Source organism: Bradyrhizobium sp. 521_C7_N1_3, from assembly GCF_052075975.1.
Lineage (GTDB): Bacteria > Pseudomonadota > Alphaproteobacteria > Rhizobiales > Xanthobacteraceae > Bradyrhizobium > Bradyrhizobium japonicum.
Genome location: NZ_CP197232.1, coordinates 9,812,957 through 9,838,495 on the forward strand (window position 1 = coordinate 9,812,957; position 25,539 = coordinate 9,838,495).

Genomic DNA, 25,539 nt, shown 5'->3' on the forward strand with positions numbered 1-25,539 from the left:
AACAAGAAATGTCAGCATTCGACTCGTTTCCGCTGGGACGGCCGGCCTTCGTCACCAACGTCCTCGATCGCGCCGCGCATCTGCGCCGCGACGACGAAAAACTGTTCGCGATGGAGCAGAAGCCATCGTCACGTGCCTATGTCGTCTACCGCGACTCGCTGCTGGTGAAGCGCGAGGGCGACAAGACGCGCGCGCTGCTCGGAATCGACGAGGCGCTGAAATGCGGTGCCAATCCCGGCACGATCTTCCTAGGGTTGCGCGACGGCGCCGCGGTGTTCGGCATGGGGATGCCGCAGGCGGCGGCCGAGACGCTGATCGGCCGCGAGGACTACACCGTCACCGAGCTGCGCGGCATGGCGATGCAGGGCGCGATTCCGCCCGACGAGCTCTCGGCGATCGCGATGGCGAAGTCGATGGTGAGCTGGCATCAGCGCCACGGCTATTGCGCCAATTGCGGTGCGCGCAGCGCGATGAAGGAAGGCGGCTGGAAGCGCGAGTGCCCTGCTTGCAAGGCCGAGCATTTTCCGCGCACCGATCCCGTCGTGATCATGCTGGTCGCCTCCGGCGAGAAGTGCCTGCTCGGCCGCCAGAAGCAGTTCCCGCCGGGGATGTATTCCTGCCTCGCCGGCTTCGTCGAGGCCGCCGAGACCATCGAGGACGCGGTACGCCGGGAAATCCTCGAAGAATCCGGAATCCGCTGCACTGACGTGCAGTATTACATGACGCAGCCCTGGCCCTATCCGTCGTCGCTGATGATCGGCTGCAGCGCGCGGGCGCTGAACGAGGACGTCGTCGTCGATCATTCCGAGCTGGAGGACGCGCGCTGGTTCACGCGCGAGGAGGCCGCGCTGATGCTGACGCGAACGCATCCGGACGGGCTCGCCGGCCCGCATCCGTTCGCGATCGCCCACCACCTGCTCGGCCGCTGGGTGCACGCCAAGACCGGCGCGTAAGCTGGGGCCGCCGGTGGCCACATCAGGGACCGCGCCGCGCATCCTCTGCATCGGCATTCCCGTGCGCGACCTCACCTTTCGCGTCGAGGCCTTGCCCGCGCGCGGCAGCAAGGCCAACGCCACGCATCTGGCCGAGATCTGCGGCGGCAACGCGCTCAATGCTGCGATCGCCATCGCACGGCTCGGTGGCCGGGTCTCCTTCGCAGGACCGATGGGCGATGCACGGGAGGCGTCGAACGGCTTCATTCTCGAACAGATGGCCACAGAAGGCATCGACACGACGCACGTCGTGCCCATGCCCGGCCTGACCACGCCGGTCTCGGCGATCCTGATCGAGCCCTCGGGCGAACGGACGCTCACGATCTATCGCGATCCCGCTCTGTGGAGCGTGAAGCTGGCGGACGGTGACGCACTGCTCGCCGATTGCCGCGCGGTCCTCGTCGAGAGCCGCTGCGGCGCCCTTTGCATCGATCTCTGCGCCGAGGCGCAACGGCGCGGCATTCCCGTCATCGTCGGCGTCGATCGCGCGATGTCGTTGCAGGACAGCCTGCTCACGGCCGCCTCGCACCTGCTGTTCGCCAGCGACCAGGTGCAGGAGACGGCCGGTGTCGCCGATGACGGTGGCGCGTTGAAGCGCCTTGCAGGACTGACGCCGGCCTTCCTCGCCGCCACGCGCGGCCCGCGTGGCACGATCTGGCTGAACGAGGCGGGCGAGCTGGAGGAGACACCGGCCCTCCCGGTTCAGGCGGTCGATACGCTTGGGGCCGGCGACGTCTTCCATGGCGCGTTCACGCTTCGCCTCGCCGAGGGCGAGGAGGTGCGGGAGGCGCTGCGATTCGCCGCGGCCGCCGCCGCGCTGAAATGCACTCGCCATGGTGGCGGCTTGGCCGCCCCACAACGCGTTGAAGTTGAAGAGCTTTTACGAGGCGGGCTTTAGAGCGGTTCCACTGTTGCGCCGAGATTATGGGCTTGCCGTGGAAAGATTTTCTCTATATCAGGGAAATCAGCCCCTGAAATGGAACAAAGTTCTTCAAATGACTGAACTCGCCGTCCAGCTCCCCGAGACCAGCCGCCGCCTCGATGCCATCGACCGCAAGATCCTGATGGTGCTCCAGGAGGATGCCTCCCTCTCCGTCGCCGAGATCGGCGACCGCGTCGGGCTGTCCTCCACCCCCTGCTGGAAGCGCATCCAGCGCCTCGAGGCCGACGGCGTGATCCTGAAGCGGGTCGCCCTGGTCGACCAGAACAAGATCGGGCTCGGCATCTCCGTGTTCGTGTCAGTCGAGAGCGCCGACCATTCGGACGCCTGGCTGAAGAAGTTCGCCGAGGCCGTGAGCGCCATGCCCGAGGTGATGGAGTTTTACCGCATGGCCGGCGACGTCGACTACATGCTGCGCGTCGTGGTCGCCGACATGCAGGCCTATGACGTGTTCTACAAGAAGCTGATCAGCGCCGTGCCGCTGAAGAACGTCACCTCGCGCTTCGCGATGGAGAAGATCAAGTCGGTCACGGCGCTGCCGATCCCGGCAGTGGTGGCGGCCTGACAGCCGCCCTCAACCCACATCACTTGAATTGAGATTGGCAGATCACCGCTGATCTCCGTGTGGCCCCCTTGCTCGATTTCGGTACCTCGGTAAGGAAGCATTTACCGAGAATTAGCTCCGTTCACCTACGATCGTGGCATGGAGGGGACAACGGCGATTCCGTCTCGGCGGTGGCCTGCCTGGGCGAATGCGACGGCTTTGCTGGTCGCAGGCTGGATCACGCTCGCAATCCTCACCTTACAGGTTCGTCCGGGTGCGACAGTCGTCGCAGTTGTGTTTCCGCCCTGGTGGAGCACGCAGCAGGTGTTTCAGGGTGCGGGATCGGCGCAAGCGGCGATCGTCGGGGCAACCGCCCTTCCCACCCTTCTCGTCGTCCGCCCGGATGACCATGACGGACTGACGCGCCTGCATGAGGCCGGCGCCTGGTTCGTGATGGACGCGCAAGCGGTGTCAGCATGCATTGGCAAATAGTTCCGGGGAATACGAAATGATGGTCGAGAACGACGGACTCGAATCGCTGCGCCAAACCACCAGCAGGATCCTCGTCGCGGTGCTCTGGCTGCATGTGCCGATCAGCGTGACGATCGGGCTCGCACTGGGCAAGGCATGGCTGATCCCCGCGATATTCATGACGATCTTCGCGCTCGCCGCGACCCTGTCCTGGCGCATGTCGGGCAACGGCCTCTCCACCCGCCTCGTGTTCTCCGTCGCCCTGATGAGCGGCGTATCGATGTTCACCTGGCAGTTCGAGGGGAATCCCTGGCAGATCGACATGCACATGTATTTCTTCGCCGCGCTGGCGTGCATCGTCGCCTATTGCGACTATCGCGCGATCGCCGCGGCGACGGTCGCTGTGGCGCTGCATCACATCGCACTGAACTTCGTGCTGCCCGCTGCGATCTATCCCGGCGGCTCCGATTTCGGCCGCGTCGTGCTGCATGCGGCGATCCTGCTGATCGAGGCCGGCGTGCTGATCGCGCTGGCGCACAAGCTCCAGGAGCTGTTCGAGACCACCGCCGTGAAGACCGCGGAAGCACAGGCTGCGATGGCGGCGGAAGCGCGCGCCAACCGCGAGCGCAGCGAGGTCGAGCAGCGCGCCAAGCAGGATCGCGAAGCCGCCAAGCAGCGGTTGGCCGGCAATTTCGAGCGCAGCATCGGCGGCATCGTCGAGGCCGTTGCGATCGCCGCCGGCGAGGTGCAGCATCTGTCGTCCGCGATGAGCAGCAACAGCGCCGACACCGCGCGCCGGACCAGTGCGGCGGCCGCAGCGTCGAACCAGGCCTCGAGCAATGTCGAGACCGTCGCCGCCGCGACCGAGGAGCTCACCGCGTCGGTCAGCAGCATCACGCAGCAGGTCGCACGCTCCGCGAACATCGCGGCCAGGGCCGCGGACGAGGCCCGCCGCACCAATCAGGTGGTCGAAGGCCTTGCCAGCGGCACGCAGAAGATCGGCGAGGTCGTCACCCTTATCCAAAGCATCGCGAGCCAGACCAATTTGCTCGCGCTGAACGCCACCATCGAGGCGGCCCGCGCCGGTGAGCACGGCAAGGGGTTCGCGGTGGTCGCAAGCGAAGTGAAGGCGCTGGCGAACCAGACCGCGAAAGCCACCGAGGAGATCTCGGCGCAGGTCCAGAGCATCCAGAGCGCGACCGGCGATGCCGTCAACGCCATCCAGGCGATTGGGGCTACGATCGCCGAGATCGACGAGATCTCCGGCCAGATCTCGACTGCCGTCGATCAGCAGGGCCTCGCCACGCGCGAGATCGCCGGCAGCCTGCAACAGGCCGCCACCGGCACGCGCGAGGTGAACAACAACATCGCGAGCGTGAGCAAGGCATCCGAGCAGGCTGGCGCCGCCGCCTCGAAGATGCACCAGGCGGCCGCCGGATTGTCATCGCAGTCCGAGCGGTTGAAGGCCGAGGTCGACGGTTTCCTGGGCTCGCTGCGAACGGCGTGAGGCGCGGCCCGAACGCGGGCATCGCCCGGCTTGACCGGGCGATCCGGTACTCCGTGACGCCAGTGATTGAATCGAGAGGCCGCAGCGCACTGGATCACCCGCTTTCGCGGGTGATCCAGCGGTGGATGCGGCAAGCGCGAGCGCTCCGGACCCGCTCAAATCGTCTGATTGTACGCGCCAACTTCGGGATGCGTACGGAGCACGCTGTTCACCATCTCGAACATGTCGTGCATGCGCTGCTCGGAGACCGGGCTCTCGACCACGACGACAAGTTCGGGCTTGTTGGAGGACGCGCGCACCAGGCCCCAGCTGCCGTCCTCGACCGTGACGCGTACGCCGTTGACGGTGACGAGATCGCGGATCGCCTGGCCGCCGATCTTGGCGCCCTTGGCCTGCAAGCCTTCAAAATGCTTCACCACCTGGTCGATGACGCCGTACTTGGTCTCGTCGGCGCAATGCGGCGACATGGTCGGCGACGACCAGGTTTTCGGCAGCGCGTTCTTCAGATCGGCCATCGACTTGCCCGGCGCGCGGTCGAGCATGTCGCAGATCGCGAGCGCCGACACCAGGCCGTCGTCATAGCCGCGTCCATACGGCTTGTTGAAGAAGAAGTGGCCGGACTTCTCGAAGCCCGCGAGCGCACCCGTCTCGTGGGTGCGGCGCTTCATGTAGGAATGACCGGTCTTCCAATAGGCGACCTTGGCGCCCTGCTTCTGCAGCACGGGATCGGTGACGAACAGGCCGGTCGACTTCACATCGACGATAAAATGCGCGTCCTTGTGGATCGCCGACATGTCGCGGGCGAGCATCACGCCGACCTTGTCGGCGAAGATTTCCTCGCCGGTGTTGTCGACGACACCGCAGCGATCGCCGTCACCGTCGAAGCCGAGGCCGACATCGGCCTTGTGATGCAGCACCGCGTCGCGGATCGCGTGCAGCATTTCCATGTCTTCCGGGTTCGGATTGTATTTCGGGAAGGTGTGGTCGAGCTCGGTGTCGAGCGGGATCACCTCGCAGCCGATCGCCTCCAGCACCTGCGGCGCGAACGCGCCGGCCGTGCCGTTGCCGCAGGCGGCGACGACCTTGAGCTTGCGGGTCAGCTTCGGACGGCCGGTGAGATCGGCGATGTAGCGCGCCGGATAATTCTCGTGGAACTGGTAGGAGCCGCCGGCCTTGTTCTTGAATTCGGCGTTGAGCACGATCTCCTTCAGCCGCGTCATCTCGTCGGGGCCGAAGGTCAACGGGCGGTTGGCGCCCATCTTCACGCCGGTCCAGCCATTGTCGTTGTGCGAGGCCGTGACCATGGCGCAGCAGGGCACGTCGAGGTCGAACTGCGCGAAATAGGCCATCGGCGTCACCGCGAGCCCGATGTCGTGCACTTTGCAGCCCGCAGCCATCAGGCCGGAAATCAGCGCATATTTGATCGAGGCCGAATAGCCGCGGAAATCATGGCCGGTGACGATCTCCTGCTTGACGCCGAGCTCCGCAATCAGCGCGCCCAGCCCCATGCCGAGCGCCTGGATCCCCATCAGGTTGATTTCCTTCTGGAACAACCAGCGCGCGTCGTATTCGCGAAAACCCGTGGCCTTCACCATCGGCTCTGATTCGAAGGCATAGGTGTTGGGCAACAAGACGGATTTCGGCTTGGGGAACATTGAGACGGTCTCGTGAAAATGGCGGGAATTGATGCAGCCTTAGCGAATGCCGGGCCGCAGCGGAAGGCGGGAATGGCAGCTTATGGCTTATAATTGCGGCAGTTTGGTAACGGGAAAACGCGGCCCGGCGCGAGACTTCCGCCAATGCCGTCCTGAAAAAATCCGTGCGAACGACCGTTCGTCGGCGCGGTGAGAGCCTTTGGCGCGAACTTACTGCTCCAGCACCATCTGGCCGTTGGCGTATTCGAAGCGCTTCAGGCGGGACAGGAAGGAGAGGCCGAGCAGGTTCTCCGACAGTGCCTCGTCCGGCAACACCATGGCGTCGACGTCGCGCACGACGAGGCCGCCGACCTCGAGCATGGCGATGCGCGTGCGTGCCGCCTTGATGGTGCCGTTGGCGGTCGAGACGGTGGCGTTGTACTCGCCGCGCGAGGGACGCAGGCCAAAGCGGGCGGCCGAGGTCTCGTTCAGCGCGACCACGGAGGCGCCGGTGTCGATCATGAAGCCGATCCGCTGGCCGTCGATGCGGCCTTCGGCCTGAAAATGGCCACGGCCATCGCGGGAGATGGCGAGGCTGCGCCCACCGGCCGGCGCCGTCGCAGCAACCGCGATCGTCGTGCGTGGCGCTGACGTCGCGGAGGCAGAACTCATCCTGTCCGCCATCTGCGCCATGAACGTGCCGAGGCCGATCATGATGGCCGCGAGGATCATTATGTTACGCATCACACCACTTCCGAGCCGGAGAGCTCGATTTCACCACGCGACAGGCCCGGCCGCGAGCGAGGCCGCGGTCAGAGCGTCGCTATTTTGACGAAAAGGATGAGCGGAGGGTTAATGCGCCTTCGTGGCTTCTCACGTCCCGCGCGGCTTGACGCGCCGGGTCGGCAGCGCGGTTGCCGGATCCTCCGGCCAGGGATGACGCGGGTAGCGGCCGCGCAGGTCGGAGCGCACGGCGGCGTAACTGCCGCGCCAGAAACCGGGGAGATCGCGCGTCACCTGCACCGGGCGCTGCGCCGGTGACAGCAATTCCAGCACCAGCGGCACCTTGCCGGCCGCGATCGACGGATGGGTGTTGAGCCCGAACAACTCCTGGAGCCGCACCGCGATGGTGGGCCCCTGCTCGGCCTCGTAGTCGATCGCGAGCACGCTGCCGGTCGGCGCCTCGAAATGCGTCGGCGCCTCGCGATCGAGCCTTGCGCGCATCTCCCAGGGCAACAGCGCCATCAGCGCGTCGGAGAGATCGCCGGCCGAGATGTCTTTCAGCGCGATCTTGTCGTAGAGCGCCGGCACCAGCCAGTCGTCGCGCCGCGCGATCAGTCCGTCGTCGGACAAATCGGGCCAGCTGTCGCCCTCGGCCTTCCGCAGAAACATCACGCGGTCGCGCCACTGCTTTGCGGCCTTCGACCAGGGCAGCCGGTCGAGACCCACGGCAATCAGCCCATCGGCGAAGATGCGCGCGGTCTCCTCCGAAGGCGACACCGCGAGCGTTGCCTCCGACAGCGTGATCGCATGCAGCGCGCGCTTGCGCCGCGCGCGCAGCGCCATCGCGCCGCGGTCGAACGAGATCTCGTCGACGGTCTCGATATGCTCGGCGAAATGCCGCTCGATGTCGTCCTCGCTGATCGGCGCTGCCAGCAGAACGCGGCCGCTCGCCGCCGTGCCCGTCATCTCGCCGATCGCGATGTAGGACGCGCGGGCGAGCGACGAGGTCTGCTCCACCGCGGCGCCGCGACCATTGGCGAGCACGAAGGTGCCATTGCCGCGATTGCGCGCGACGCGGTCCGGGAAGGCGTAGGCGAGCATCAGGCCGGTCGAGAGATCATCCTGTCCGGTTGCGGCCTTCTCCGACGCCGCCACCTGCGAAGCCCAGCGCCGCGCGAGATCGCGCGCGCTCGCGGCGCGCGGCGAGCGATCGCGGCGGAACTGATCGCGCCGGTACTCGAGATCGACGCTGTCGCCGCCGAGCCCGCGCTCGGTGATGATGGCCGCGATCTCGGCGGCGGCTTCGCCGCTGCCCGCGCGATGCGAATCCACGATCATGCGCGCCAGCCGCGGCGGCAGCGCCAATGCGCGCAGGCTTTTGCCTTCGGCGGTGATGCGGCCGTCGCCATCGAGCGCGTTGAGCTCGGAGAGAAGGCTTTTCGCCTCCTTCCAAGCAGGCACAGGCGGTGGATCGAGGAATGAGAGGGCGGCGGGATCGGCGACGCCCCATTGCGCGAGGTCGAGCACCAGCAAGGAGAGGTCGGCACTGAGGATCTCCGGCTGGGTGTAGGGCGCAAGCGAGGCCGTCTGCGGCTCGTCCCAGAGCCGGTAGCAGACGCCGGGCTCGGTGCGGCCGGCGCGGCCGCGGCGCTGGTCCACCGCCGCCCGCGCAGCGCGCACGGTCTCGAGCCGCGTCAGGCCGATGTCGGGCTCGTAGCGCGGCACGCGGGCAAGACCGGAATCGACCACGATGCGCACGCCCTCGATGGTGAGCGAGGTCTCCGCGATCGAGGTCGCCAGCACCACCTTGCGCGTGCCCTTCGGCGCGGGCGCGATCGCGCGGTCCTGCACGGCGGCATCGAGCGCACCGAAAAGCGGCACGATCTCGATGGAGGCATCCTGGACGCGCTCGCTGAGGAAATTCTGGGTGCGGCGGATTTCTGCGGCGCCCGGCAGGAACGCCAGCACCGACCCGCTGTCGGCGCGCAGCGCGGACGCGATCGCATCCGCCATTTGCCGCTCGACCGGCGCATCCGCCTTGCGGCCGAGATAGCGCGTCTCGACCGGAAAAGCGCGGCCCTCGCTCTCGACAACGGGCGCTTCCCCGAGCAGCTTTGCCACGCGGGCGCCGTCGAGCGTTGCCGACATCACGAGGATGCGCAGATCCTCGCGCAGGCCGGTTTGCGCGTCGCGCGCCAGCGCGAGGCCCATGTCGGCGTCGAGCGAGCGCTCGTGGAATTCGTCGAACAGGACGGCCGCGATGCCGGAGAGCTCGGGATCGTCGAGGATCAGGCGGGTGAAGATACCCTCGGTCACCACCTCGATGCGCGTCGTGCGCGAGATCTTCGAGCCGAAGCGGACGCGGTATCCGACGGTTTCGCCGGCCCGCTCGCGAAGCGACTTGGCCATGCGCTCGGCACTCGCCCGCGCAGCGATACGCCGCGGCTCCAGCACGATGATCTTCTTGCCCGCGGCCCAGGGCGCATCCAGCAGCGCCAGCGGTACGCGCGTGGTCTTGCCGGCGCCGGGCGGCGCCACCAGCACAGCCGAATTATGCGCCTCCAGCGTGCGCGAGAGGTCGTCGAGCACGGCATCGATCGGGAGGGGCGTGTCGAAGCTGCGGGGCAAAAGTCTCGGTCCGTCATCGTCCGCGCAGGGCGGACGATCCAGTCAACTCACATCCCGGCCATTCCGAGGATCTCTGCATACTGGATACCCCGCCTTCGCGGGGTATGACAACAATGCGTGGCTATCAGCCCTGCACCGGCGGACGGCCGATGCTCTCGTAGGTGAAGCCGGCGGCTTGCATCTCTTCGGGCGGGTAGATGTTGCGGAGATCGACCACGACGGGCTGGGTCATGGCCTCCTTCAGCCGGTGGAGATCGAGCGCGCGGAACTGCACCCATTCGGTGACGATGACCAGCGCATCGGCGCCTTGCGCGCAGGAATAGGCATCCTCGCAATAGGTGATGTGCGGCAGCTCGCCCTTGGCCTGCTCCATGCCGACGGGATCGAAAGCCTTGACCGTCGCGCCCATGTCGATCAGGCCGGTGACGAGCGGGATCGACGGCGCATCACGCATGTCGTCGGTGTCGGGCTTGAAGGTGAGGCCGAGCACGGCGATGGTCTTGCCGCGCAAGCTACCGCCGAGCGCCTGGCTCACTTTTCGCGCCATCGCGCGCTTGCGGTTCTCGTTGACGGCCAGCACGGATTCGACGATGCGCAAGCTCACGTCGTAGTCCTGCGCGATCTTGATCAGCGCCTTGGTGTCCTTCGGGAAGCAGGAGCCGCCGAAGCCGGGACCCGCATGCAGGAACTTGGTGCCGATGCGGTTGTCCAGGCCGATGCCGCGCGCGACTTCCTGCACGTTGGCGCCGACCTTTTCCGAGAGATCGGCGATCTCGTTGATGAAGGTGATCTTGGTCGCGAGGAACGCGTTCGCGGCGTATTTGATCATCTCGGCGGTGCGGCGCGCCGTGAACATCAACGGGGCCTGGTTCAGCGACAGCGGGCGATAGATGTCGCCCATCACCTTGCGGCCGCGCTCGTCGGAGGTGCCGACGACGACGCGATCGGGGTACTTGAAGTCGCGGATCGCGGCGCCCTCGCGCAGGAATTCGGGGTTGGAGGCGACGACGACGTCGGCCGCGGGGTTGGTCTCGCGGATGATGCGCTCGACCTCGTCGCCGGTGCCGACCGGGACGGTGGACTTGGTCACGACGACGGTGAAGCCCGACAGCGACTGCGCGATCTCGCGCGCGGCGGCGTAGACATAGGACAGATCGGCGTGACCGTCGCCGCGGCGCGACGGCGTGCCGACCGCGATGAAGACGGCATCGGCGTCCGCGACCGGCTTCGACAAATCGGTGGTGAAGTCGAGCCGCTTGGCCTTCACATTGGTCGCGACCAGCTCGTCGAGCCCGGGCTCGTAGATCGGAATCTCGCCGCGATGAAGCGCCGCGATCTTCTTCTCGTCCTTGTCGACGCAGGTGACGTCGTGACCGAAATCCGCAAAGCAGGCTCCGGACACCAGTCCCACATAGCCCGTTCCGATCATCGCGATTCGCATGAAAAACCCTGCTCCAGCTTGGTTAACGAAACCCCAACTCGATCGGTTTAGCATTTTCCTGAGGGGAGAGAACAGCCCGGATGCAAAAACCGGCACGCGAATTGTACCGGTAAAGAAACCTTAAACCGCAAGGCTTCACACTGCACCACGCCCGCACAGAGCCGGGCGGACCGCGCCTCGAAACGGGACACCATGGCTTTATCAGGCACAATCGCCGCGAGCGGGCTTCCCAAGGCCCCCTCGGCCGCGCGTGTCGACTGGGTCGACTATGCCAAGGGCATCTGCATCGTCATGGTCGTGATGATGCACTCGGTGCTGGGGGTGGAGATCGCCGCCGGCCAGACCGGTTTCATGCATGTCGCCGTGGCCTTCGCAAAGCCGTTCCGGATGCCGGACTTCTTCCTGATTTCGGGCCTGTTCCTGCCATTGGTGATCGATCGGGACTGGCGAACCTATCTCGACCGCAAGGTGGTGCATTTCGCCTATTTCTATGTCGTCTGGGTGACAATCCAGTTCGGCTTCAAGGCACCGGCGTTCGCGGCGGAGACGAGCTGGCGCGAGGCGGGCCTGCTGTATCTGGAATCCTTCGTCGAGCCGTTCGGCACGCTCTGGTTCATCTACCTGCTGCCGATCTTCTTCGTCGTCACGAAACTGACACGGCGAGTCCCGCCGCTGGCGATCTGGCTCATCGCTGCCGCGCTGGAGACGGCGCGCATCTCGACCGGCTGGACCGCGATCGACGAATTCTGCGCGCGCTTCGTCTATTTCTATTCGGGATATCTGTTTGCGCCTTACGTGTTCGCGCTGTCCGATCGCGCGCGCAACCATCCCGCACTCGCGCTGGCGGCGCTTGCGACCTGGGCGCTGGTCAATGCGGGCCTCGTCGCGCTCGGCGCCAGCGAATGGAAGATCGTCTCGCTCGCGCTCGGCTTCGCCGGCGCCGGCGCCATCATTACGATGGGCACGCTGCTCGCCCGCGCACAGCGGTTGAACTTCTTCCGCTTCTGCGGCGAGCATTCGATCGTGATCTACCTCGCCTTCTTCCTGCCGATGGCGGCGACACGAACGCTGCTGCTGCGCACCGGCGTCATTCCCGACATCGGCACGGTGTCGTTGATCGTCACCATCGTCGGCGTGATCGGATCGCTCGCGATCTGGTACGTCGCATTGCGGCTCAATGCCCGCTTCCTGTTCGAACGGCCGCAGACGTTCTGGATCGCGCCGAAGAAGGCCGGGCCAGTGTTGCAGGCGGCGGAGTAGCGACCCTCCCGGTGTCGTCGCCCGGCTCGACCGGGCGACCCAGTACGCCGAGACGCCAGTGATTGAGCCGAGAAGCCGCGGCGTACTGGATTCCCCGCTTTCGCGGGGAATGACAGCGGGAATGCGGGGAGTGACAGTTGTGGATGCGGGAACGACAGTGGGGATAGCGACACCAGCGGCCCAAAAATCCCCCTCTCAAGGCTGTCAAAGCCCGCAAAAATTCATACATTGCGGCCATGCCCAAAAGCTCCCCAACGACATCCCCGAAGACCACCGCCAAAGCTGACACCAAGGCTGCTGCGCCCAAGGCCGCTGACGCCAAGTCCACTGCGACAGCTGCTGCCAAACCAGTCGCGGCGAAGGCGGCCGGCAAGGGCGACCACATCTTCCTGGTCGACGGTTCCGGCTACATCTTCCGCGCCTATCACGCGCTGCCGCCGCTGAACCGCAAGTCCGATGGCTTGCAGGTCAATGCCGTGCTCGGCTTCTGCAACATGCTGTGGAAGCTGTTGCGCGACATGCCCGAGGACAACCGCCCGACGCATCTGGCGATCGTGTTCGACAAGTCGGAGGTGACGTTCCGCAACAAGATCTATCCCGAATACAAGGCACACCGGCCGCCCGCGCCCGATGATCTGATTCCGCAATTCGCGCTGATCCGCGAAGCCGTGCGCGCCTTCGATCTGCCCTGCCTGGAACAGGGCGGCTTCGAGGCCGACGATCTGATCGCGACCTATGCGCGGCAGGCCAGCGATCGCGGCGCCCACACGACCATCGTGTCCTCCGACAAGGATTTGATGCAGCTCGTGAACGACAAGATCATGATGTACGACACTATGAAGGATCGCCGCATCGGCATTCCCGAGGTGATCGAGAAGTTCGGCGTGCCGCCGGAGAAAGTCGTCGAAGTGCAGGCGCTGGCCGGCGATTCCACCGACAACGTGCCCGGTGTGCCCGGCATCGGCATCAAGACCGCGGCGCAACTGATCGTCGAATATGGCGACCTCGAACAGCTCCTGTTCCGCGCCACCGAGATCAAGCAGCCGAAGCGGCGCGAGGCGCTGATCGAGAATGCCGAGAAGGCGCGGATTTCGCGCCAGCTGGTGCTGCTCGACGACAAGGTCGAACTCGAGGTGCCGCTGGACGACCTCGCAGTACACGAGCCCGACGCGCGCAAGCTGATTGCCTTCCTGAAGGCGATGGAATTTTCCACGCTGACGCGCCGCGTCGCCGACTATTCGCAGATCGATCCGGCCAATGTCGATGCCGATGCGTCGAACAGCAGCGGCGCCAGGGCCGGCGGCGACGCCGCCAGGGCAAAAACGTCAGAGACCTCCGGCGATCTTTTCGCCGCTCCGGCCGCGACCGCAACGGGCGGCGACAAGGGCGATAAGTCGGCCGGCCTCAAGGGCGCGCCGATTTCACTGGCCGCCGCGCGCGAAGAGGCGCTGCGCAAGCTGCCGGTCGACCGCGGCAAATACCAGGCGATCAAGACGCTCAAGGAGCTCGACGCCTTCGTCGCGCGCATCCATGACGCCGGCCATGTCGCGATCGAGACGCGAGCCAACTCCATCGATCCGATGCAGGCCGATCTCTGCGGCATCGCGCTGGCACTGGCGCCGAACGAGGCCCGCTACGTGCCGCTCGCGCACAAGCAGTCCGGCGGCGGCGCCGGCCTGTTCGACGCGGGTCTCGCGCCGGACCAGGTCAAGCATGCCGACGCGATCGAGGCGCTGCGGCCGGTGCTGGAATCGGCGGGCATTCTCAAGATCGGCTTCGACGTCAAGTTCGCCGCCGTGATGCTGGCGCAGCACGGCATCACGCTGCGTAACGTCGACGATGCGCAGCTGATCTCCTATGTGCTCGATGCCGGCCGCGGCTCGCACGCGATCGAAGCGCTCGCGGAGCGCTGGTTCGGCCACGCCATGCTGAAGGAGAGCGAGCTGCTCGGCAGCGGCAAGGGCAAGATCACCTTCGACCAGGTGCCGATCGATAAGGCCGCACCGCTGTCGGCGGAAGGCGCCGACATGGCCTTGCGCGTGTGGCGCGTGCTGAAGCCGCGCCTCGTCGCCGAGCACATGACCGCCGTCTACGAGACACTGGAGCGGCCGCTGGTGTCGGTGCTCGCCCGCATGGAGCGGCGCGGCATCTCGATCGACCGTCAGGTCCTGTCGCGGCTATCAGGCGACTTCGCCCAGACCGCGGCGCGCGTCGAAGCCGAGATCCAGGAGATCGCGGGCGAGCCCGTCAATGTCGGCAGCCCCAAGCAGATCGGCGACATCCTGTTCGGCAAGATGGGGCTGTCCGGCGGCACCAAGACCAAGACCGGCGCGTGGTCGACGACTGCGCAGGTGCTCGACGAGCTCGCCGAGCAGGGCCACGACTTCCCGAAGAAGATCCTCGAGTGGCGCCAGGTCTCGAAACTGAAATCGACCTACACCGACGCACTGCCGACCTACGTCAACCCGCAGACCCATCGTGTCCACACCACCTACGCGCTGGCCGCGACCACGACGGGCCGGTTGTCGTCGAACGAGCCGAATCTGCAGAACATCCCGGTGCGCACCGAGGACGGCCGAAAGATCCGCCGCGCCTTCATCGCGACGCCCGGGCACAAGCTCGTCTCCGCCGACTATTCGCAGATCGAGCTCCGGCTGCTCGCCGAGATCGCCGACATTCCCGTCCTCAAGCAGGCGTTCAAGGACGGGCTCGACATTCACGCGATGACGGCCTCCGAAATGTTCGGCGTGCCGATCGAGGGCATGCCGAGTGAAATCCGCCGCCGCGCCAAGGCGATCAATTTCGGCATCATTTACGGCATCTCGGCATTCGGCCTCGCCAACCAGCTCGGCATCGCGCGCGAGGAAGCCTCCGCCTACATCAAGAAGTATTTCGAGCGCTTCCCCGGCATCCGCGCCTACATGGACGAAACGCGCGACTTCTGCCGGAGCAACGGCTATGTCACCACGCTGTTCGGCCGGAAGATGTACTATCCCGACATCAAGGCTTCTAACGCCTCGGTACGCGCCTTCAACGAGCGCGCCGCGATCAACGCGCGGCTCCAGGGCACCGCCGCCGACATCATCCGCCGCGCCATGACGCGGATGGAGGACGCCCTGGTCCAGAAGAAGCTGACAGCGCAGATGCTGCTCCAGGTGCACGACGAACTGATCTTCGAGGTGCCTGATGCCGAGGTCGCGGCGACGCTCCCGGTGGTGCAGCACGTGATGCAGGACGCGCCGTTCCCGGCCGTGGACCTGTCGGTGCCGCTGCATGTCGATGCGCGCGCGGCGAACAATTGGGACGAGGCGCATTGATGTCTCTTCACCTCTGCCCGCTGACGCTTCACTGATGCCGCGAACACGGTGTCGTCCCGGTGAAAGCGGGGACGACGTTGGGGTGAGCTGCGGGAATCGAATTGTCCTCCGTGCAATTGCGCGATGGCTCCGCCGCGCGGCGCATATTAGAACCGTGCCGTCTCCCGCACCGGTTCACCCATGCCCCACACCTCCGCCCTGCTCGGCTTCGCCCTCGTCTGCCTCGGTCTCGTGCTCACGCCGGGACCGAACATGATCTATTTGATCTCGCGCTCGATCACGCAGGGGCCGGCGGCGGGCATCGTCTCGCTCGGCGGGGTGGCGCTCGGCTTCGTGTTCTACATGCTGTGCGCGGCGTTCGGCATCACCGCGCTCTTGCTCGCCATTCCCTTTGCCTATGACGCGCTGCGCTTCGCCGGGGCGGGCTATCTGCTGTGGCTGGCCTGGCAGGCGGTGAAGCCGGGCGGACGTTCGCCGTTCCAGGTGAAGCAGCTCACGATCGACAGCCCGCGCAAACTGTTCGCGATGGGCTTTGTCACCAATCTGCTCAATCCGAAGATCGCGATGCTGTATCTGGCGCTGCTGCCGCAGTTCATCGATCCCGCCGCCGGCAGCGTGCTGACGCAGTCGGTGGTGTTGGGGGCGATCCAGATCGCGATCAGCGTCAGCGTCAACGCGATGATCGCACTTGCCGCAGGGTCGATCGCGCTGTTCCTAGCGAGCCGGCCGAGCTGGATGCTGGTGCAGCGCTGGCTGATGGGCACGGTGCTGGCCGGGCTTGCGGTGCGGATGGCGGTGGAAGCGAAGAAGGTGTGAACTTTCTTACCCTCCCCTGGAGGGGAGGGTCGCTGCGCATGTAGCGAAGCGGAATGCGTAGCGGGGTGGGGTGATCTCTCCCCACGAGCACTGTTCAACGCGGAGAGACCTTCACCCCACCCCGTCACGCAATCTCGCTTCGCTCGATCGCGTGCCGACCCTCCCCCTCCAGGGGAGGGTAAGGGAGAGATCAATCCAGCTTCGCGTCCATGCCCCGCTTCACCGCGGGACGCGCCATCAGCGCCTCATACCAGCGCTTGACGTTAGGAAAATCGGCCAGCTCAACCTTGTGGCGAGGGTGGCGCCAGGCCCAGCCCAGGATGGCAAAATCGGCAACCGAGAGGTCGCCGGCGACGAAGTCGTGAGCCTCCAACCGGCGGTCCAGCACGCCGTAGAGCCGGCGCGTCTCCGCCATGTAGCGCTTCAGGCCATAGGCGCGATCCTGCTCGTTCTCGAGCGCGATGAAATGGTGCACCTGGCCGGGCATCGGGCCGAAGCCGCCCATCTGCCACATCAGCCATTCATAGACGGGGATGCGCTCCGAGAGCGATTTCGGCAGGAATTTGCCGGTCTTTTCGCCGAGATAAAGCAGGATCGCACCGGACTCGAAGATGCTGACCGGCTTGCCGTCCGGCCCCTCGGGGTCGACGATCGCGGGGATCTTGTTGTTGGGGCTGAGCTTCAGGAACCCCGGCGCCATCTGTTCGCCCTTGGTGATGTTCACCGGGACCACCTTGTAAGGCAGCCCCATTTCCTCCAACGCGACCGAGATCTTGCGGCCGTTCGGCGTGTTCCAGGTGTGCAGCTCGATGGTCATTCAGGCATTTCCTTCCCCGAGATATCTGGCATCCAACTACTCCAGAAGGTTGCACCCCCACAACTGGCGGACCGGGATGGCCGATCCCTGTTGACTCGACCGGTCCCCTCTGGAATGTCGCGGCCGTCGCGGATAAATTCCGCCACCTCCAAAAAGCCCCGAGGGACCGCCGTGTCGAAATCTGCCTCCCGCGCCCGCCTGTTCGAAATCATCCGCCGGCGCTCCTTCGGCCGCGGTGACGTCACGCTCGCGTCGGGTCGCAAGAGCGATTTCTACTTCAACCTCAAGCCGACCATGCTCGACCCCGAGGGCGCGACCCTGCTCGCCGAGCTGACCTATGAGGCGCTGAAGGACGACCAACTCGACTTCATCGGCGGGCTCGAGATGGGCGCGGTTCCGCTGGCCGGCGCGCTGGCGCAGATCTCCTGGATCAAGGGCCATCCGATCGCGGCGTTCTTCGTGCGCAAGAAGCCGAAGGAGCACGGCGCGAAGCTCGCGATCGAAGGCCTGCCCAAGGGCGAGACGCTCGAAGGCAAGCGCGTCGTGATCGTCGAGGACGTCACCACCACCGGCGGCTCGGCGATGAAAGCGGTGGAATCCGTACGCGAGACCGGCGCCGAGGTGGTGCTGGTGCTGACCATGGTCGACCGCGAGGAAGGCGCCACCGACACGTTCGGCGCGGCCGGCCTGCCGTTCCGCTCGCTGTACAAGGCGTCGGAGTTCTTGAAGGCTTAAGGCCGCGAGACGGTCCTGGCCGTCCATGCCGGGCGTTGCCCGGAAGCAACCATCCGCGGGAAGCTGTGCCCGGCCTTGAAGAGGTCACGGCCTCGACTTGAAATCGCCTCCGCGCAACTGCTCATTTACCATCCAGCACTATGGTGAATCATGTGCCGAGACCTCGGAAGGTTCCGGCCGATTCAGTAGCGTCGGAGTGAGCATTGCGTACAGCCTTGTCCCATGCGCGTCGCGCGATGCTTGTGGCCGCCAGCCTGGCGGCCCCGCTGCTTGCGGTTCCAGCCCCGGCTTCGGCCGAAGGCCTGTTCGACTTCTTCTTCGGCGGAATGCAGCGGCCCCGGCCGCAGCGTGAGGTGCCGCAGCAGTCGAACTCCTTTGCCGATCCCTTCGCCAGCCAGCAGAATCCCGCAAACCCGCAATATGTGCCCCCGACCCGCGCGGCGGCGGCCGGCGGCTCGGGCCCGGCCTTCTGCGTGCGCACCTGCGACGGCAAATATTTTCCGCTGATGCGGGGCCTCGCGTCGCCCGCCCAGATGTGTCAGGCGTTCTGTCCTGCCACCACGACAAAGGTCTATTTCGGCTCTTCGATCGACGGCGCCGCTTCGCAGACCGGCGAGCGCTACGCAGACAGCGAGAACGCGTTCGCCTATCGCAAGGCGCTGCGTGCCGACTGCACCTGCAACGGCCGCGAGCCAGTCGGCCTCGCCCCGGTCGATCTCGCGCTGGATTCCTCGCTGAAAGCCGGTGACGTGATCGCGACCAGCGACGGCCTCGTCGCCTATACCGGCATCCGCGTCGGCAATGACCAGGCCGCGGACTTCACGCCGGTTGCCTCCTACCCCGGACTCACCGCGCAGGTCCGCGCGCGGCTCGGCGAGATGAAGGTGGCACCGGTGCGCGCAGAGACGGTCGCGGCAGATGCGCCGGCCTCGGTCGAGATCGTGCGCGAGGCGCTGCCTGACGTGACGGTGCCGAAGACCCCTGCACAGAAGCCGGCGAAACGGGCGGGGCTGGATTAGCTTGCTCTCGTGTCCCGGACGCGGCGCGGCATGCAATGACGCGACGCAGAGCCGGAACCCGGAATGCCGCAAGCATGGGCCCCGGTTCAGCAGCGCATCACTGACGTACTGCGCCGCGCCCGGGGCACGAGACCATCATCTCCCGATGATCACCCCGATCACGTTCGGCGCCGCCAGATATTTTTCCTCGATCGCCGCGCGCGCAGCGGCGCGGTTTTCCTGAGTCAGCAGGCCGCGCTTCTCGGCCAGGATCATCCAGCAGAAACCCCACCAGTCGGTGAGCATGCCCGCCTCGCCGATGAGATCGTAACCCTGCTCGGCTGCGAAGATGCGCGCATGCGCTTCGTCCAGCGTGTCGAGGAACAGATGATCCTCGGTCGAGAACAGATCGTCGCTGACGTCGTCGATGGTGTAGCCCCATATCGACTGGCACACCGCGTTGAACTCGCGGTCGAACTGGTCGTCATCGACCGCGTAGCGCCGCGCCGCCTGATGCAGCCGCGACAGCGACCGCGCGAAATCGGCGATCCGGGTGAGGGCAAATTGATCGAAGGCGATGGTGGACATGTAGTCCTCGCAAAGTCTGACAGACGCTAGATATTGTGTCGGCAACGCGCCGAATCACAATGATATATCAAAGACTTGCTAAAGTGTTCTTAATTTGTTCCGCAACAGGGGAGAAATCCAGCTGGCGGAATCGAAAGGGGCCGCCTCGCAGCGACCCCTTTGCCGGTTGCAATCGTGTTCGGGATGAAATCCAGCCCCGGCAAGTTGGTAAGTTAGAGGTACCTATGAACTTAGGCGATTCCGGATAAGTACTGGATGTAGTCCTGTCCTATTTTTCGTTGACGGGCCCGATGGATCCGGTTCGCACGAGGCCGGGATCTCAACAACAGCGCGAGGCCGCAATGGCGTGGACGCGGCGATCACCGAGCAGATGGGCGACAAAGCCATTGCTGGGAAAGATCTTTGCGAACGCGGCATCGCGGATGCTGAGACCGCCGGCATAGGCGCCGAAGGCGGGCATCACGGCGCGCATCCCGTCACTGGCGAAACAGCGGCGTTCCATCGAGCGGCCGCGTGCGGAGACGCGCGCCTTCGGATGCAGATGGCCGGCGATCTCGCCGCGCGCACCGGTCGGCTCATGGCGGAAGGTGATCGGACCGATCGTGACTTCGTCGCCGACGGTCCCGCCCAGATCGCGCGGCAGCATCGGATCGTGATTGCCCGAGATCCAGATCCAGTCGCGGCCGGTCTGGAGTGCGGCAACAGCATCGCGATCGTCGGACGACAACCGCTCATGCGCGGTTCGGTCGTGAAAACTGTCGCCGAGCGCGATGACCGCTCGGGGATTATGGCGGGAGATGACAGCAGCGAGACGGCTCAGCGTTGCCAACGTATCGTAAGGCGGCAGCAGCACACCGCGCGTGGCGAAGCTGGATCCTTTTTCCAGATGCAGATCGGAGACGACGAGCAGGCGCTGCTCTTCCCAGAACAGCGCACCGGAGAGATCGGTTGCGAAGGTCACATCACTGATGGTGACTTTGGAAACGCGCATGTCTTCCACATCCTCTGAAACCAGCGCGCCAATCGTCACGTCCAAACCTACCCTTATCCCATCGCCTCTTTGACAAGCTCATCGGCGGCTTCCGCCAACAGCTCGTCGCCAGCTTCGCCATAAACTGACTCGCGGCCGATTTCCAGCATCACGGGGACGGCGAGCGGCGAGACGTGATCGAGTTCCCGATGGGTGATACGGCCCTGGATGCGAGCGAGCATGGCGCCGAGACGGCGCAGGTCGAGCAGGCCGGTGGCTGCATCGGCACGGGCGGCGCGCAGCAACACGTGATCGGCCTGATGCTTTCGCAGGACGTCGTAGACGAGATCGGTCGAGAACAGCACTTGGCGGCGGCTCTTGTCCTCGCTGGTGAAGCGCCGCTCGATCAGGCCGGAGATCAGCGCACAATTGCGGAAGGTGCGCTTCATCAGCGCAGATTCCGCGAGCCAGGCTTCGAGATCGTCCCCGAGCATGTCCGGGTTGAACAGCGCGTCGAGATCGAGCTGGCCGTTGCGGATCATGAAGGAGGCATCGCCAAGCCCCCAGATCGCCACCGCATATTCATTGGCGACGAAGCCGAGCGGCCGGGCGCGCATCCGCTCCAGCCGCCGCGTCAGCAGCATGCCCAGCGTCTGGTGCGCGAGTCTGCCCTCGAAGGGATAGCAAATGAGATAATGCTTGTTGCCGCGTGGAAAGGTCTCGACCAGCAGTTCGCGCACGCCCGGCACACGTGAGACGTCTTTCTGCAACGACAGCCAGTCGCGCACCTGCTCAGGCAGACCGTTCCATGCACGGCGGTCGTCGAGCAGGCGCCGCACGCGCTCGGCAAGATAGGTCGAGAGCGGAAATTTGCCGCCCATATAGGACGGCACTTTCGGGTCTTTGTCGTTGGCGCGGGAGACATAGACCTGATCCTCGGCCAACGCCTCATAGCGCACGACTTCGCCGCCGAACACAAAGGTGTCGCCGGCGGTCAGGCCCTCGATAAAATATTCCTCGATTTCGCCGAGCACGCGGCCGCCGCGCGCGATGGCGCCGGTCGAGCCGCTGCCGCTGGAGCGCCCACGAACGAGCCGCACCTTCAGCATCGGCTCCTCGACGATGGTGCCGACATTGAGACGATAGCTCTGCCGCACCTTTGGATTGGCGACGCGCCAGCGCCCCTGCTTGTCCTGCTTGATGCGGGCGAAGCGCTCATAGGTCTTCAACGCGTAGCCGCCGGAGGCGACGAAATCGACGACGTCGTCGAAATCCTGCCGGGCGAGATCTGAGTATGGCGCGGCCGTGAGCACCTCGCCGTAGAGATCATCGCTCAGAAACGGCTCGCCGCAGGCGCGGCCGAGCACGTGCTGGGCCAGCACGTCGAGTGCGCCTGTGCGCAAGGGTGGCGTATCCTGCGCATTCTCGGCGATCGCATCGATCGCGGCGCGGCACTCCAGCACCTCGAAACGGTTGGCCGGCACCAGCACCGCGCGCGAGGCTTCATCAAGGCGGTGATTGGCGCGGCCGATCCGCTGCATCAGACGCGAAGAGCCTTTTGGCGCGCCGATATTGACGACGAGATCGACATCGCCCCAGTCGACGCCGAGGTCGAGCGAGGAGGTGCAGACCACGCCGCGCAGTCTGCCCGCCGACATCGCGTCCTCGACCTTGCGGCGCTGGGCGACGTCGAGCGAGCCGTGATGCAGCGCGATCGCGAGGTTGTCGTCGTTCATGCTCCAGAGATTCTGGAACAGCATCTCGGCCTGGCTGCGGGTGTTGACGAAGACGAGCGTGGTCTTGTTGGCCTTGATCAACTCGTAGATTTCGGGAAGCGCGTGGCGCGCGCTGTGGCCAGCCCAGGGCAGGCGCTCGCGGGTGTCCAGCATCTCCACCTGCGGCGGCGCGGCACCGCCGGCGACGACAATGTCGGCGGCCGCCTGCTTCCCGCCGGGCTGCGGCACCAGGAAGCGTGCAAGCTGGTCCGGCTCGGCCACGGTCGCCGACAGGCCGATCGCGCGCAGCTGCGGCGCCAGCCGCCAGAGCCGCGCCAGACCCAGCGAAAGCAGATCGCCGCGCTTGGACGTCACCAGCGCGTGGAGCTCGTCGAGCACGATGCGTCGCAGCGAGGAGAACAGGAACGGCGCGTCATCGGAGGAGAGCAGCAGCGCGACCTGCTCAGGCGTCGTCAGCAGGATATCGGGCGGATAGCGCCGCTGGCGCTGCCGCCGCGACACCGGTGTGTCGCCGGTGCGGGTCTCGACCTTGATCGGCAGCCCCATCTCCGCAATCGGCCGCTCGAGATTGCGGGCGATGTCGACTGCGAGCGCTTTCAGCGGCGAGATATAGAGCGTGTGCAGGCCATCGCTGCGGCGAACATCGCGGCCGGTGGAGACGGGGCTTTGCTTCGCCCCTGCGCCCCGTTCGACCGGCTGCGTCGAGAGCTCCACCAGCGTCGGCAGAAATCCCGCCAGCGTCTTGCCCGCGCCGGTGGGCGCGATCAGCAGTGCGGAACGATCCTCGCGCGCCTTGTCCAGCAGCGCGAGCTGATGCTCACGCGGCGACCAGCCGCGGGCCGCGAACCACGCCTGGAAGCGGTCGGGCAGCAGCGTGGCCGGCTCGGCCGGGATTTTGAGGATGCGGGGCGGCACGGCATCACAGGTAAGCCGTGCAGGTGGGTTCGTCGAGGGGGTGGGAGGTCCGGTAGGGTGGGCAAAGCGAAGCGTGCCCACCATTCGCCCCGAGCACCGGGAGAGATGGTGGGCACGGCGCTACGCGCCTTTACCCACCCTACGGCACTCTGCCCGCACCTACTCCGACATCGGCTTGTCGGAGATGTCCCAGTCCTTGCCGCTGAAGGTGGAGATGAAGAGCGTCTTCATCGGCGTGTAGTCCTCCGGCGTGTAGCTGTAGGTGACGCCGTCGAGGAAATAGGGCGAGTGGAAGCCCGCGAGCGTGGACGCCTGCTTCAGCACGTTGGCGCGGGTGAGATCGTCGCCGCAGCGGCGCAGGATCTCGCCCATGGTGACGGCCTGGCCATAACCGGCAAAGGCGATGGTGTTGTCCTGATCGATCGCCGGCGTGTACTTCTTGCGCAACTCCTCGAACGCCATCACGTCCGGGTCCTTCTCCCATTTGGGCAGGCCGACTTCCTTGTTGTAGCGGATGGCGACGATGCCGGTCGCGTTCTCCAGGCCCGCGGCATTGAGGATCGAGCGGCCGGTCGAGCCCGCCGACAACAATTGCAGCGGCTTCCATCCGAGCTCGGCGACCTTGCGGATCGACTGCGACGTCGCCTTGCCGGTGGTGATGTTGTAGAAGACGTCAGCGCCCGACTTCGAGAGATTGATGAGCTGGGAATCGACCGTCGGATCGGTGAGATCGTAAGTCTGCTCCATGATCACCTTCGCGGTGCCGCCGGCGTCTTCCAGCACCTTCTTGAACGGACCGAGGAAGTCGCGGCCAAAGTCGTCGTTCTGGTAGAGGATGCCGATCTTGGCGTTCGGCTTCACGGCGACGACGTGCCGCGCCAGGATGCGCGCCTCAGTCGGATAAAGCGGCAGGCCTGCCATCGTCCATTTGAATTCTTTCGGATTGTTCCACTTCGACGCGCCGGTGTTGAGCAGCAGTTGCGGCACGCCTTTCGAATTCAGGTATTTGTGCACGGAGGTCTGCGGCGCGGTGCCGAGCGAGCCATAGAGCGCCAGCACCTCTTCCTGCTCGACCAGGCGCCGCGTCGCCTCGACGCATTTCGGCGCGCTGTAGGCGTCGTCCATGGTGAGGAACTTGACCTTGCGGCCGTTGATGCCGCCCTTCTCGTTCAGCATCTGGAAATAAGCTTCGCCGATGCGCCCCAACACGCCGTAGAGCGAGCCGGGCCCGGAATGCGGCACGGTCTGCCCGATCTTGATTTCGGTGTCGCTGGCGCCCGCATCGTATTTCTTCTCGGCGGCCCAGACGTAAGGCGCGGGCAATGTGGATGCTGCCATGGTTGCGAGCACACCGGCGCTGAAATCGCGCCGCGATGGATTCTTGGTCATTATTTGTTTCTCCCTAGTGCGCGCATTGTGCTGGCAACGCAGCACGGCTCGCAAGTAGGAAGACGCCGCTTTGCGACGCAATGACGCTTAAATTGCCGGGTATCTAGCGCCTAGACTCAAGTTTTCTCGGCGACGACGACGAGACCGCGCACCGGCTCGTTGTTCTCGATGCGTGGCGATGCCGGCTCCAATGTCAGCAGCTTGAGCCCGGCCTTCGCCATCGCGCCACGCACATATTCCGCCGAATGGGCATAGCGCAGGCCTTCGCCAAGTACGATGCCGCTGCCGTCATGCGTCTCCAGCGTGAAAGCGAGCACGCCGCCGGATACGAGCACGCGCTTCGCCTCGATGAGCACCGGCGCGAGATCGGAGAGATAGACGAACGCATCGGCGGCGACGACGAGGTTCGCGCTCGCATCGCCCTTGGTGCGCAGGCCTTCGATCATGTCGGCGACTTCGAGCTCGGCATAGAGCTCGGTGGCGCGCGCCTCCTTGATCATACCGGGCGACAGATCGATGCCGATGAAATGATCGACCTGCTTGGCGAAGGCGGCGGCCGCAAGCCCGGTGCCGCAGCCGAGATCGATGGTGCGCTTGAAGAAGGCCGGCTTCTTCGCGGCGACGCGCGCGGCCAGCACCGCCTTGAAGATCAGCGACGGCGCGCGGTAGCCGAGGTCGTTGATCAGCGCATGCTCGAAGCGCGGTGCGTACTGGTCGAACAACGCCTGCACATAGGCCTTGGGCATCTCCGCCATCTGCGCGTCGCCGAGCCGCATCAGATGCAGGCCGGCGCCGTGCTGGTCCTCGGGGTCGCAGTCGCATGCCTTCCGGAACGCCGCGATCGCCTTGTCGCGCTCGCCGAGCTGCTGGCGGATCTCGCCGAGCGTGAACCAGGCCGAAGTGAAGTCAGGCGCGAGCTCGATCGCCTGCTCGATGAGGTCGGCGGCGGCGGGCAGATCGCCCTTGAGCTGGAGATCGCGCGCGAATTCGAAACGGCGGTCGGCCATGAGATCGCCGGAGGAGTGGAACAGGCGCAGGGGCATCTGGGAACCGATTTTCATCGCCGGGCTCGACCCGGCAATCCATCAAAAAGGGAACTGTTTAAAAGGATGGAGGCG

20 protein-coding genes are annotated in these 25,539 nt (G+C 65.6%); 10 read left to right on the plus strand and 10 right to left on the minus strand.

Translation table 11 applies throughout. The annotated features are described in order from the left end of the window. The first annotated feature begins 8 nt into the window (after nt 1-8). From nudC to AB7008_RS46630, 5 genes are all read left to right on the plus strand, one after another. Entirely contained in the window at nt 9-953 is a 945-nt protein-coding gene (gene nudC / locus AB7008_RS46610) for an NAD(+) diphosphatase (RefSeq protein ID WP_304491852.1), read from the plus strand. A gap of 13 nt (nt 954-966) precedes the next feature. Then, nucleotides 967-1,890 (plus strand): sugar kinase, encoded by a 924-nt coding sequence (locus AB7008_RS46615; protein ID WP_041956876.1) that lies wholly within the window; start codon nt 967-969, stop codon nt 1,888-1,890. Nucleotides 1,891-1,987: 97 nt separating this feature from the next. Beyond that, complete coding sequence (locus AB7008_RS46620; RefSeq protein ID WP_028160118.1) at nt 1,988-2,497, plus strand: Lrp/AsnC family transcriptional regulator; 510 nt, start codon at nt 1,988-1,990, stop codon at nt 2,495-2,497. 138 nt (nt 2,498-2,635) lie between these two features. Continuing rightward, the gene (locus tag AB7008_RS46625) at nt 2,636-2,968 is read left to right on the plus strand and encodes a hypothetical protein (protein WP_304491853.1); all 333 of its coding nucleotides are present in this window, start codon (nt 2,636-2,638) and stop codon (nt 2,966-2,968) included. A 16-nt stretch (nt 2,969-2,984) separates the two neighbouring features. Further along, on the plus strand, nt 2,985-4,454 hold the full coding sequence (locus AB7008_RS46630) for a methyl-accepting chemotaxis protein (protein ID WP_212100179.1): 1,470 nt from the start codon (nt 2,985-2,987) through the stop codon (nt 4,452-4,454). Between the two features lie 155 nt (nt 4,455-4,609). Here the strand turns inward: AB7008_RS46630 and AB7008_RS46635 are convergent, their stop codons facing one another. The 4 genes from AB7008_RS46635 to AB7008_RS46650 form a co-directional block, all read right to left on the minus strand. Beyond that, a complete protein-coding gene (locus AB7008_RS46635; RefSeq protein ID WP_085398210.1) occupies nt 4,610-6,109 on the minus strand; it encodes a phosphomannomutase/phosphoglucomutase in 1,500 nt (499 codons plus the stop codon). Nucleotides 6,110-6,319: 210 nt separating this feature from the next. Continuing rightward, nucleotides 6,320-6,832, minus strand: coding sequence for a TIGR02281 family clan AA aspartic protease (locus AB7008_RS46640; protein ID WP_080751989.1), 513 nt, complete (start codon nt 6,830-6,832; stop codon nt 6,320-6,322). A 129-nt stretch (nt 6,833-6,961) separates the two neighbouring features. Beyond that, nucleotides 6,962-9,439 (minus strand): ATP-dependent helicase HrpB, encoded by a 2,478-nt coding sequence (gene hrpB / locus AB7008_RS46645; RefSeq protein ID WP_304491854.1) that lies wholly within the window; start codon nt 9,437-9,439, stop codon nt 6,962-6,964. A 124-nt stretch (nt 9,440-9,563) separates the two neighbouring features. Then, nucleotides 9,564-10,880 carry a UDP-glucose dehydrogenase family protein gene (locus tag AB7008_RS46650; protein WP_441261036.1) on the minus strand — a complete coding sequence of 439 codons (1,317 nt, stop codon included), beginning with the start codon at nt 10,878-10,880 and terminating at the stop codon, nt 9,564-9,566. Nucleotides 10,881-11,072: 192 nt separating this feature from the next. Here AB7008_RS46650 and AB7008_RS46655 point away from each other — a divergent pair, with 192 nt between their 5' ends. The 3 genes from AB7008_RS46655 to AB7008_RS46665 all read left to right on the plus strand — a co-directional run bounded on the left by AB7008_RS46655 (nt 11,073) and on the right by AB7008_RS46665 (nt 16,273). Further along, nucleotides 11,073-12,140, plus strand: a complete 1,068-nt coding sequence (locus tag AB7008_RS46655; protein ID WP_441261037.1) for an acyltransferase family protein — start codon at nt 11,073-11,075, stop codon at nt 12,138-12,140. Nucleotides 12,141-12,376: 236 nt separating this feature from the next. Then, nucleotides 12,377-15,457 (plus strand): DNA polymerase I, encoded by a 3,081-nt coding sequence (polA, locus tag AB7008_RS46660; RefSeq protein ID WP_304491857.1) that lies wholly within the window; start codon nt 12,377-12,379, stop codon nt 15,455-15,457. A gap of 180 nt (nt 15,458-15,637) precedes the next feature. Continuing rightward, nucleotides 15,638-16,273 carry a LysE family translocator gene (locus AB7008_RS46665; protein WP_028160252.1) on the plus strand — a complete coding sequence of 212 codons (636 nt, stop codon included), beginning with the start codon at nt 15,638-15,640 and terminating at the stop codon, nt 16,271-16,273. 190 nt (nt 16,274-16,463) lie between these two features. Here the strand turns inward: AB7008_RS46665 and AB7008_RS46670 are convergent, their stop codons facing one another. Next, the gene (locus AB7008_RS46670; protein WP_039154700.1) at nt 16,464-17,090 is read right to left on the minus strand and encodes a glutathione S-transferase family protein; all 627 of its coding nucleotides are present in this window, start codon (nt 17,088-17,090) and stop codon (nt 16,464-16,466) included. A 171-nt stretch (nt 17,091-17,261) separates the two neighbouring features. On the opposite strand from AB7008_RS46670, the gene pyrE reads away from it, so the two are divergent. Together pyrE and AB7008_RS46680 are read left to right on the plus strand one after the other, a co-directional pair. Then, nucleotides 17,262-17,825, plus strand: a complete 564-nt coding sequence (gene pyrE / locus AB7008_RS46675; RefSeq protein ID WP_014491354.1) for an orotate phosphoribosyltransferase — start codon at nt 17,262-17,264, stop codon at nt 17,823-17,825. Between the two features lie 236 nt (nt 17,826-18,061). Further along, nucleotides 18,062-18,844, plus strand: coding sequence for a DUF2865 domain-containing protein (locus AB7008_RS46680; protein WP_038959907.1), 783 nt, complete (start codon nt 18,062-18,064; stop codon nt 18,842-18,844). Nucleotides 18,845-18,979: 135 nt separating this feature from the next. Here the strand turns inward: AB7008_RS46680 and AB7008_RS46685 are convergent, their stop codons facing one another. The 5 genes from AB7008_RS46685 to AB7008_RS46705 all read right to left on the minus strand — a co-directional run bounded on the left by AB7008_RS46685 (nt 18,980) and on the right by AB7008_RS46705 (nt 25,464). Next, nucleotides 18,980-19,411 (minus strand): hypothetical protein, encoded by a 432-nt coding sequence (locus AB7008_RS46685; protein ID WP_014491352.1) that lies wholly within the window; start codon nt 19,409-19,411, stop codon nt 18,980-18,982. Between the two features lie 319 nt (nt 19,412-19,730). Further along, complete coding sequence (gene pdeM, locus AB7008_RS46690; RefSeq protein WP_441261038.1) at nt 19,731-20,402, minus strand: ligase-associated DNA damage response endonuclease PdeM; 672 nt, start codon at nt 20,400-20,402, stop codon at nt 19,731-19,733. Nucleotides 20,403-20,455: 53 nt separating this feature from the next. Further along, nucleotides 20,456-23,032, minus strand: coding sequence for a ligase-associated DNA damage response DEXH box helicase (locus AB7008_RS46695; RefSeq protein WP_441261039.1), 2,577 nt, complete (start codon nt 23,030-23,032; stop codon nt 20,456-20,458). A 159-nt stretch (nt 23,033-23,191) separates the two neighbouring features. Then, the gene (locus AB7008_RS46700; protein WP_028160257.1) at nt 23,192-24,421 is read right to left on the minus strand and encodes an ABC transporter substrate-binding protein; all 1,230 of its coding nucleotides are present in this window, start codon (nt 24,419-24,421) and stop codon (nt 23,192-23,194) included. 116 nt (nt 24,422-24,537) lie between these two features. Beyond that, nucleotides 24,538-25,464 (minus strand): class I SAM-dependent DNA methyltransferase, encoded by a 927-nt coding sequence (locus AB7008_RS46705; protein WP_041957356.1) that lies wholly within the window; start codon nt 25,462-25,464, stop codon nt 24,538-24,540. Between the last annotated feature and the right edge of the window lie 75 nt (nt 25,465-25,539).